The 9009-nt window shown below is 72.5% G+C and carries 8 protein-coding genes; 1 reads left to right on the top strand and 7 read right to left on the bottom strand.

Annotated features, from left to right (window positions below; genetic code table 11):
- Nucleotides 1-160 precede the first annotated feature (160 nt).
- From EAO71_RS04085 to EAO71_RS04060, 6 genes are all read right to left on the bottom strand, one after another.
- Nucleotides 161-733 carry a dihydrofolate reductase family protein gene (locus EAO71_RS04085; RefSeq protein WP_147976392.1) on the bottom strand — a complete coding sequence of 191 codons (573 nt, stop codon included), beginning with the start codon at nucleotides 731-733 and terminating at the stop codon, nucleotides 161-163.
- Nucleotides 734-1051: 318 nt separating this feature from the next.
- Nucleotides 1052-2080: an AraC-like ligand-binding domain-containing protein gene (locus tag EAO71_RS04080; RefSeq protein ID WP_187282554.1), complete on the bottom strand. Its 1029-nt coding sequence runs from the start codon at nucleotides 2078-2080 to the stop codon at nucleotides 1052-1054.
- A 138-nt stretch (nucleotides 2081-2218) separates the two neighbouring features.
- A complete protein-coding gene (locus EAO71_RS04075) occupies nucleotides 2219-3835 on the bottom strand; it encodes an ArnT family glycosyltransferase (RefSeq protein WP_147976391.1) in 1617 nt (538 codons plus the stop codon).
- Nucleotides 3832-4845: a glycoside hydrolase family 26 protein gene (locus tag EAO71_RS04070; protein ID WP_147976390.1), complete on the bottom strand. Its 1014-nt coding sequence runs from the start codon at nucleotides 4843-4845 to the stop codon at nucleotides 3832-3834. Before EAO71_RS04070 ends, EAO71_RS04075 begins: the two co-directional genes overlap by 4 nt.
- Complete coding sequence (locus EAO71_RS04065; protein WP_147976389.1) at nucleotides 4845-6449, bottom strand: glycosyltransferase family 2 protein; 1605 nt, start codon at nucleotides 6447-6449, stop codon at nucleotides 4845-4847. The genes EAO71_RS04070 and EAO71_RS04065 overlap by 1 nt, the downstream gene beginning before the upstream one ends.
- A 300-nt stretch (nucleotides 6450-6749) precedes the next feature.
- Nucleotides 6750-7115, bottom strand: a complete 366-nt coding sequence (locus EAO71_RS04060; RefSeq protein WP_147976388.1) for a winged helix-turn-helix transcriptional regulator — start codon at nucleotides 7113-7115, stop codon at nucleotides 6750-6752.
- A gap of 68 nt (nucleotides 7116-7183) precedes the next feature.
- Between EAO71_RS04060 and EAO71_RS04055 the strand changes: the two genes are divergently transcribed.
- Nucleotides 7184-7735 carry a carboxymuconolactone decarboxylase family protein gene (locus EAO71_RS04055; protein WP_147976387.1) on the top strand — a complete coding sequence of 184 codons (552 nt, stop codon included), beginning with the start codon at nucleotides 7184-7186 and terminating at the stop codon, nucleotides 7733-7735.
- Nucleotides 7736-7921: 186 nt separating this feature from the next.
- On the opposite strand, the gene EAO71_RS04050 is transcribed toward EAO71_RS04055, so the two are convergent.
- Complete coding sequence (locus EAO71_RS04050; RefSeq protein WP_147976386.1) at nucleotides 7922-8845, bottom strand: NADP-dependent oxidoreductase; 924 nt, start codon at nucleotides 8843-8845, stop codon at nucleotides 7922-7924.
- Nucleotides 8846-9009: the final 164 nt, after the last annotated feature.

Raw genomic sequence — 9009 nt, 5'->3', positions numbered from 1 at the left:
GGCGTGCGCCCGCCCCCGGCCGGCCGCACGCCCCCGCCCGAGCGCCGACGCCCGTCTGTGCGCCGTGCGCCGTGCGCCGGGCGTCCGGCGGCGGACGGGATTTCCCGACCGCCGGCGGACTCGTCCCCCGCGCGCCGGCGGCACGGCCCGGGACGCGGGGTCAGCGGACCACGTCGAAGACGTTCTTCTGCAGGCCGTTGGCGTACACCTCGTGCTCGACCAGCTTCAGCTTCTGGGCGTCCTTGTCCGTGGCGCTGAAGAGCCGCTTGCCGGCGCCGAGCAGGAGCGGGAAGACGAGCAGGTGGTAACGGTCGATCAGGCCGGCGTCGGAGAGCGCCTGGTTGAGGGACGCGCTGCCGTGGACGATGATCGGGCCGCCCTCGGTCTCCTTCAGCGCGGCGACGTCGTCGAGCGAGCGCAGGATGGTCGTCTCGCCCCAGTTCGACACCAGGTCGTCCTCGGTGAGGGTGGTGGAGACGACGTACTTCGGCATCACCTTGTAGTCGGCGAAGTCCGCCATGTCGGGCCACACGGGGCTGAAGGCCTCGTAGCTGACACGGCCCATGAGCATGGCCGCCGCCTCCTGCTGTTCCCGGCCCTTGATCTCGAAGGCCTCGGGGAGGAACTCGACGTGCTTGAAGGTCCATCCGGAGTTCCGGTAGCCGGGCTCGCCGCCCGGGGCCTCCACGACGCCGTCGAGCGAGATGAAAGCGGTGGTGATCAGAGTGCGCATCGCGGGATCCTCGGTCTTCCGTGTTCGTCTGTCCGTCCCCGGCCTGCCCGTTCGTGCGGCAGGTCGGGTGGTGCACCCTCGGCTTCGGGCACCACCATGATCTGAGACCGTCGTCCATGGGGAGACTCATCGCCGTTCGCTCGGCGATTCTTCGGCGATTCTTCGGCGTGTGCCGGTCGGGTCCCGGCGGTTCGCCGTCGCGGTCGGCTCGGGGCCGGGGCGCGGGCGGGTCCCGGCGGCGGCCCACGGGGCCCGTTCCCGTGCGGGGTGAGGGGAACGCCGCTCCCCTGCTGCGGCGTTCCTCCCCGAGCTTCGAACCTAGATCGTCGAACCGGGCGTCTCTGTGCGGGGAGTGCGGGACTTCTCGACATCGCGTGCAATCCCGGACGGGCGGGTGCCGGCCGCGCGACGCTCGGTGGGAGTGGTGCCGTAGTGCTCGCGGAAGGCCCTGCTGAACGACGTCGCACTGGAGAAGCCCCAGCGGGCCGCGATCGTCTGCACGGGCTCGCCGGCGAACTCGCGGCGTCCGAGGTCGGCGTACGCGCGCTCCAGCCGCCCCTGGCGGATGCGGGCCGCGACGCTGAGGGGATGGTCGCTGAAGAGGGAGTGGAGCGTGCGCAGGGATATGTTGTGCCGCTCGGCGACCGCCCGCGGCGTCAGGTCCGGGTCGCCGAGGTTGTTGTCGATGAAGCGGGTGACGCGCCGGTACATCTCCTGCGCGCGGGCCTCGGCCGGCGCCGTGTCGGGACAGCCGAGCTGCCGGGCGAGGCAGGCCGTCGCGAGGTCGAGGGCGACGGATCCCAGCCCGGCCAGCTCCGCGGGTTCGCAGTGCGGGCCCCGGGCGTGCACGCTGCCCAGGAAGTCGCCGAGGATCGCTCCCGTTCCCTGGTCGGCCCGGATGCGCCGCGCCACCATCCGGTCCACCCGGTCGCGCCGGAGCGGCAGGACCGCGCGGGGGATCTGCAGGATGAGCGCCGTCGCGCGCTCGTCCCCGCTCCACCCCTCGCTCGGCCGCGAGGTGTCCGTCAGGACCAGATCCCCGCTGATGACCGCCTGGTTGTCCCGCTGGTCGATCCGGAAGGCGCCGCCGGTCACCAGGGCCAGCTGGTACTGCTCCGGGTCGCCCTGCCGTACGTGCGCCGGCGTCCGGCGCGACAGGACCGGCGAGTAGGTGATGGCCGAGAGCTGCACCGGACCGAGGTCCAGGGCGCTGACCTCCGCGTGGAAGTCCTGTACGCGGTCGGTGCTGAGGCTCACCGGCATCACGTGGTCCGCCACCGCGTCACGGAACCACTCGAACCGCTCCGGCGGGGCCATGCCGTCGCCACCGTGACCTGCCGAACTCATGGACGTCCCCCCGTTCCTGTGGTGCGTCGGCGATTATCCGTCACGGCCGTCGTCGCACGTCAGGCGGCCCCTCCGGGCTGCTGAGGCGACCCGTTCCGCCCGCGTCGCCGACCCCGGACGAAGGGCCGCACCCCGCCGTCAGTGCTTGACCCAGATCCGGTAGCGATGATGCCCCCGGTCCTCGCCCGGGGCGGCGGCCCCCAGGTGCGCGAGCAGCCGGTAGTGCGGGTTGTCGCGCATCGATGCGGTGATGACGCGGTCCACCCGCTGGTTGGTGAACCCGTCGAGCACCACCACGTCGAAGGCGCCGTCGCGCACGGCCGCCCGGTAGGCGTCGTCCCCGGTGAACCAGTGGCCGCTCGGGTTCGTGTAGTCCATGCCGAAGACGCTTCGCCACCGGTCGTGCGACGTCCTGTCGCGCAGGTAGTACACGGGCACCTCGGGGGTCGAACTCAGGTAGAGGCCATGGTCGTTCACCTCCGAGGCGATCGTCCGGACCATCCCGGTGGAGTTTGGCCAGTTGGCGAACCGCCCGTCGGCCTGCGAGATGCCGAGGCACACGGTGGCCGTCCACAGCGCGATACCGAGCTGCGGGTGGCGGAAATGCGCGCCGACCAGCCTGGTCAGGCCGATCCCGGCCATCGGGGCGGCGAACAGGAGACCGAAGCCGACGTGTTTGAACAGCGACACCACGGTGCCGAGGTGCACCTGGTACGCGGGGGCGAGCAGCGCCGTCCCGCACAGCAGCAGGCCCAGGAGGGCCCGCCGCCGGCGACCGGGTCCGCCGAGGCGCCATGCGGTCGGCGACTCGTGCAGACGGCCGTGCCGGGCGTACGAGACCGCGCCGCCGACCGCCGTCAGGAACATCGGACCGCCCCACTCGGCGGACCGCCCGAGCAGGAGCGCGGCCGCGTCGGTGCCGTGGGCGCGGTCGGTGGTGGTCTGCTGCACGCCGGCCAGCAGGTCCGTGCCGAGGATGCCGAGCGCCACCAGAACACCCGTGGCCGCCACGAGCAGCAGCGGACGCAGGAGCGCCTTCGCGCCCCGGCCCGGCCACGCCGTGAGCAGTGCCAGAGCCACCAGGGTCGGCAGGTACAGGCCGGCGGCGTACTTCACGCCCACGGCGAGGACCATGACCGGCGCGGCGAGGAGCACGGCCGGTGCGGGGGCCCGGGCCGTGCGTACGACGATCCAGGCGGCCAGGGCCAGCAGGAACACGGCGGGCGCGTCGTAGGTGGCGAAGTACCCCATGACCACGGTCGACTGGAGCACGGCGAACAGGGCCGCGGCGGCGAGCCCCGTCCGTTCGTTGAACAGCCGCCGTGTGAACGAGTAGAGCAGTCCGGTGGCGCCGAGCATGAAGCACAGGCTCAGCAGCCGCGCGCCGTGGAGCCCGAACCGGGTGTCCACGAGGGCGGCGAGCACGGGGTACAACTGCGGCGAGCCCGAGAAGTAGCCGGCGTAGTGACGCGGCGCGGGAGCGCCGTGCAGCAGGTGGTCGAGCTCGGCGTGACCGGCCGTCAGGTACAGCGCCTCGTCCTGGAACGCCGTGTTGGACAGCCGGAGGGACAGTGCCGCCTGAAGGGCCAGGACGGCCAGCAGGACCGCCCGGCTGACCCAGGTGCGCCGCCTGCCGCCGGTATGGCTCCAGGCGGACTCGGGGGTCTCGGTCAGGGGGTAGACGGGGGCCCGCTGGTCGCCCTGCTGGGCCGGCAGCGGGGCGGCGGTCCGGAGCGTGGGTTCCGCGGGTGTCATCGCGTTCTCCGTACGTCGAAGCCGTAGAGGTCGTTCGCGGCGAGACGACGGAACTCGGCGACCCCGTCGGCGCTCACGGCCAGCCGCCAGTCGGCGCGCGCCTTGCGGTCGAACCAGGCGAAGCCGACGATGTCCGGGGCGGCGGTGACGCCTTCGAAGAGGGCGCGTACGTCGTTCCTGCGGTGCAGTCCCGGCATGGCACCCGTCTCCAGCAGGAGCCGGGGTTTGCGGCTGAACCGCTGGATCTCCGCCAGGGTCGATCCGAAGAGGCCGTCGAAGGTGTGCGGATCCCACCGGGTGAAGTAGCCGACCAGGCCGACCCAGTCGACGTACCCGTCGCCCGGGTAGTAGCGGCTCAGGTCCTGCTGGGTGTCCGGCTCGATGATGTTCGGCGACCACACCCAGATGACGTTCGTGGCACCGACGTCCTGGAAGACGTCGTGGACGTGACGCCAGGCCCGGACGTACTCCTTCGGTGTCGTCCCGCGGGTACCCCACTTCTCCCAGTCGCCGTTCATCTCGTCGGCGAAGCTGATCCCGATCGGGAGGTTGAGGTTGCGGACCTCCTTCGCGAACCCGCGGAGGTAGTCGTCGGTGGATCCGTCGGCGATCCGGGAGAGGGTGGTGTTCTGCGGCTCCCAGGAGACGACGGTCAGCGCCCCCGCGTTCCAGGCGTTGCGGGTGCCCGAGGCGTCGAAGCCGTCGCCCCAGGCGGCGTAGTAGGCGATCAGGTTCGGTTCCTTGCCGACCAGCCGGGTCCAGTCCCGTACCGGCTCCATGGAATGGGGCGCGCCGGGCCGGGAGACCCCGAGGTACTTCTTCTCCGGCCGCAGCAACGGGCGCACGTCGTACGGGACGCCTCCGGCGGCCGGCGCACCGGCTGCGGGCCGCCCGGCGGACCCCTGCGAGCACCCGGTCAGCGCGGCGCCGAGGCCGAGGACGAGGGCGACGAGGCCCACCAGGGCGACGAGGGAGGAGAGCGGAGCGGCCGAAGAACGGGTCGCACGCATCAGCGGGCTCCTTTCGCGCGGGGGAGCAGCAGGACCCTCGCCACGATCGACGCGTAGAAGAGTCCGGAGCACAGCAGGAGGGCGAAGTCGACGGGGTCGCGGGTGAGCATGCGCCAGAACGCGGCGGCCACCCACGCCACCGCGGTGCCGCCGCCCCACAGCCACACCGCGGCCCGGTGCCGGGTGGCCCCGCTCCGTCGCGCCGCGGAGGATCCGGTCGCCTGCCAGCCCATGCGCCGCCCGCGCAGGGCGTCCCAGATCGCGAACACGTGGGCCCAGCCGTACATCATGCGCACCGCCCACGCCTCCAGGCGGTAGGGGACCCGATGCCACGAGGGGAACACGATCGTGGTGTAGAGGACGCTCGGCAGGACCAGCCACAGGTTGTCCACGTCGGCCTTCCCGGGGAACGCCAGCAGCAGGAGCAGCGGGACCAGGGGCGCCACGAAGGTGAACAGGGCGGTGTGGACGTAGTAGAAGAAGCCCGACAGGTAGCAGAGCCGGCTGGTGGCACGAAGCCGGGTCCGGCGGAACTTGGCGCTGCCGAGCAGGCTCATCGAGCCGGCGCACCAGCGGTACTGCTGGTTGAAGAACGCCTGGGCGCTGTCGGGGCACACGCCTGCCGACAGGGCGATCGGCACGTACCGCAGGTCCCAGCCGAGGCGCCGGAGGTCGAAGCCGGTGTGCACGTCCTCCGAGTGCTCGATGAGGGTGGTACCGCCGTTCTCCTCCAGGGCGGCGCGCCGGTAGACCGCGCAACTGCCCACGCAGATCGCCCCGTCGTTGCTCTGACGGGACACCTGGACGGCCCGGTAGAACAGCTCCTGGACGGCGCCGGCGCCGCGCTCGATCCAGTTCTGCGCGTCGAGGACCCGGAAGTACTGCGGGGACTGGACGATGGCGAGCCGACCGTCCGACTCCAGGTGGGGGAGGAGTTCGTGCAGCAGGTCGGCGCGGGGCGCGAAGTCGGCGTCGAGGACGAGGATGTACGTGCCGTCGGTCCGGTCGCAGCCGAAGCGGAGGTTGCCCGCCTTCTTGAACCAGCCGCGATCGGCGCGGGCGGCGTACCCGAAACCGAAGTCGGCCGCCATGGCGCGGAGCGCCGGGTCGGCCGAGTCGTCGAGCACGAGCGGGAGGCAGACGCCCGGGTAGTGGTCGGCGAGCGCCCGCACGTGGGTCCAGGTGTTGTGCAGCAGCTCGATCGGTTCGCCGCACACCGGGAGGAGGACGTCGACGGTGGGAGGGGCGGCGGGACGCCAGCCGTCGACGAGCGCGCGGTGCGACGACAGGTCGAAGTCGCGGCTGAACAGGTTGGTGTACAGCGAGATCAGGTAGTAGAGGGCGGTGAGCACCAGGAACGGGGCGAACGCCCACAGCGCCGGCGTGGAGACGATCAGCCGGTACTGGCTCACGGCCAGGCAGCCGACGCTCACGAGCGAGCCGAGGGTCAACCACCACAGCCGGCGCGGGACGTAGCCGTACTTCTCGGCGTCGGACGGCGGTGCGGGCAACAGGCCGCCCCGTATCGTCCCGTCCGGCCGCCGCTCGCTCCGTCGTCGCCGCACGCCCGGCGGTACCGCGCGGGTGGTGTCGACTGCACTCATAAGACCCCTTCGGACCTGCCCGCCTCGAACGGATCGAGGTGATATGTCCGGAGAATGTAGGCCGAGTTCGCGGGCGGAAGGGGGTGACGCGATCGACCGCGCCCGTGGTTGACCCGAATTGACGACTCGTCCGCCGGGCACCCGGCGCGGGTCGTCCCGCGCGAGCGGCCTCGGGCCGCGCGCCGCCACGCGCCGGTCGAGGGCCGACGGGTGAGCGGTTCGGACGGGGGAGTCGGGCGCTCACCGTCCTCAGGGTCGGGCGCTCACCGTCCTCGAGGTCGGGCCGCCCCGGGGCCGACGCTACGCGTCGTCCGCGGCCCGCGCCTCCGGCGGGGTGCCCGTCTCCGCCGCCCAGCGCCTGCTCCACGCGTCGAGGGGGCTGAGCGCCTCGACCAGTTCCGCGCCGAGCCGGGTCAGCCGGTAGGTGTCGCCGTCCGGGATGACCAGACCGGCGCCGGTCAGTTCGTCGAGGCGGGTGCTCAGCACGCTGGAGGACATGCGCGCGCAGCGACGCTGCAACTCCCGGAATCCCGCCGGGTCCTGACGAAGCTCCCACAGGATGCGCAGCGTCCAGCGTCGCCCGAGGAGGTCGAGCGCCGCCATGACCGGGCGCCCCGACGCGGACCCCCGTACCGGGACACCCGGTCGAGGAGCTCTGCCTTCCATGCCCACTCCTTGTGCTTTGAGTTTCGAAGCATCATAGTGGTGCGAAAATCGAAGCAGGAGGTACGGGCGTGCCACGCATCGAACCGATCCACCCTCCCTACTCCGAGCCGGTCGACCGGGCGCTTCGCCGCTGGATGCCTCCGGGCGTCCCGCACGAACCGCTCGCCCTGTTCCGGGTCCTGCACCGCAACCCCGAACTGGCCTCACGGATGTTCGCCCTGGGCGCCGGGCTGCTCGGTCACGGCCTCCTGCCCGGCATCGACCGCGAGATCGTCATCGCCCGGGTCACCGCACGGGCCGGCTGCGCCTACGAATGGGGCGTCCACGCCGCGACGCTCGCTCCGCAGGCCGGGCTGGACCCGGAACGGCTCCGGGCCACCGTCACTCCCGCTGCGGACGTCGCCTGGTCGCCGCGCCATGCGGCCCTGCTCGCCGCCGTCGACGAACTCCACGACACCGCCCACCTCTCGCCGCCGGCCTGGGACGCCCTGCGTGCCCACTACGAGGACCCGCAGATCCTGGAGTTCCTCGTCCTGGCCGGCTGGTACCGGACCATCGGCTACCTCGCCAACGGCCTCCTCCTGGAGGAGGAACCGTGGGCGGTCCCGTTCCCGGCGTAATGACGGCTCCGGGCCGCCGCCCCACACGCCGATGCGGGGGACGCGTGGGATGCGGGGGATGCCCGGAGCGGTGGGGCGGGTCGTGGCCCGCTCGTTCCGTCGCCGGCGTGCGCACCGGCCGGCGGCCGAGGAGTCCGCTCGATCCTCGGCCTGCCGCTACGGCCGTGCAGCCTCGTGAGCGCCGGGTCAGGCGACCGTGAGGACGATCTTGCCGGTGGTGCGGCCCTGCTCGCCGACGCTGTGGGCCTTCGCCGCTTCGGACAGCGGCAGGACGGTGTCGACCACGGGCTTGAGTCGGCCGCCCTCGACGAGGGCGGCGATCTCGCGCAGGCCCAGGTGGTCGGGCTCGACCAGCATCCACTGGGCGTGGATGCCTTCCGGTGTGGCGGGGACGTCGTCGGGGCCGGGGAGGGTGACGAGGCGGCCGCCCGCGCGCAGGACCTTCAGTGAACGCTCGGCGGTCTCGCCGCCGAGCCCGTCGAGGACGACGTCGACGTCGGAGACGACGTCCTCGAAACGGACGTCGCGGTAGTCGACGACCTCGTCGGCGCCGAGCGAGCGGACCAGATCGTGCTTGGCCGCGCTGGCCGTGCCGATGACATGGGCACCGCGGGCCTTCGCGATCTGGACCGCGAGGTGACCGACGCCGCCGGCCGCGGCGTGCACCAGGACGCGCTCGCCCGGCCAGACCTCGGCCGTGTCGACGAGGGCCTGCCACGCGGTCAGCGCGGCCAGCGGCAGCGCCGCGGCCTCGACGTGGCTCAGGGAGGCGGGCTTGGGTGCGAGGTGCCGGGCGGGGGCCACGACGTACTCGGCGTAGGCACCGGCCTGCCGGGGGAAGAGCGGCATGCCGAAGACCTCGTCGCCCGGCCGGAAGACACCGACACCGGGGCCGACGGCCTCGACCGTGCCGGAGACGTCCCAGCCGACCACCGGGGCCGCGCCCCACTCGATGAGGGCGCCGCTGGCGCGGGTCTTCCAGTCGACCGGGTTCACGCCGGCCGCGTGGACCCGGACCAGCACCTCGTTCAGGCCCGGCACCGGGCGCTCGATCTCCCGCTCGACCAGGGTCTCGGGTCCGCCCCACTGCTCCACGACCACCGCGCGCATGCTGTCCGCCTCGTTTCCGTTCGATCTCTGTGGTTCTCGTACCGGGTGACTCCCGGCGCGACGTGGTCAACGATCCGGCAGTCCGATGCGAAGCGGTATTGGCTGTCAGGCCACTACATCACAGGATCTGGCCACGGGAGTGGCGGTGGCGGTGGGGGTGTGGC

This window comes from Streptomyces sp. MS191, from assembly GCF_008042125.1.
GTDB lineage: Bacteria > Actinomycetota > Actinomycetes > Streptomycetales > Streptomycetaceae > Streptomyces.
This window is presented reverse-complemented; position numbering and strand designations above follow the sequence as displayed.

Coding starts and splice junctions, on each gene's coding strand:
- EAO71_RS04085 (WP_147976392.1), bottom strand. CDS start 733: ATGCGCACTCTGATCACCACCGCTTTCATCTCGCTCGACGGCGTCGTG.
- EAO71_RS04080 (WP_187282554.1), bottom strand. CDS start 2,080: ATGAGTTCGGCAGGTCACGGTGGCGACGGCATGGCCCCGCCGGAGCGG.
- EAO71_RS04075 (WP_147976391.1), bottom strand. CDS start 3,835: ATGACACCCGCGGAACCCACGCTCCGGACCGCCGCCCCGCTGCCGGCC.
- EAO71_RS04070 (WP_147976390.1), bottom strand. CDS start 4,845: ATGCGTGCGACCCGTTCTTCGGCCGCTCCGCTCTCCTCCCTCGTCGCC.
- EAO71_RS04065 (WP_147976389.1), bottom strand. CDS start 6,449: ATGAGTGCAGTCGACACCACCCGCGCGGTACCGCCGGGCGTGCGGCGA.
- EAO71_RS04060 (WP_147976388.1), bottom strand. CDS start 7,115: ATGGAAGGCAGAGCTCCTCGACCGGGTGTCCCGGTACGGGGGTCCGCG.
- EAO71_RS04050 (WP_147976386.1), bottom strand. CDS start 8,845: ATGCGCGCGGTGGTCGTGGAGCAGTGGGGCGGACCCGAGACCCTGGTC.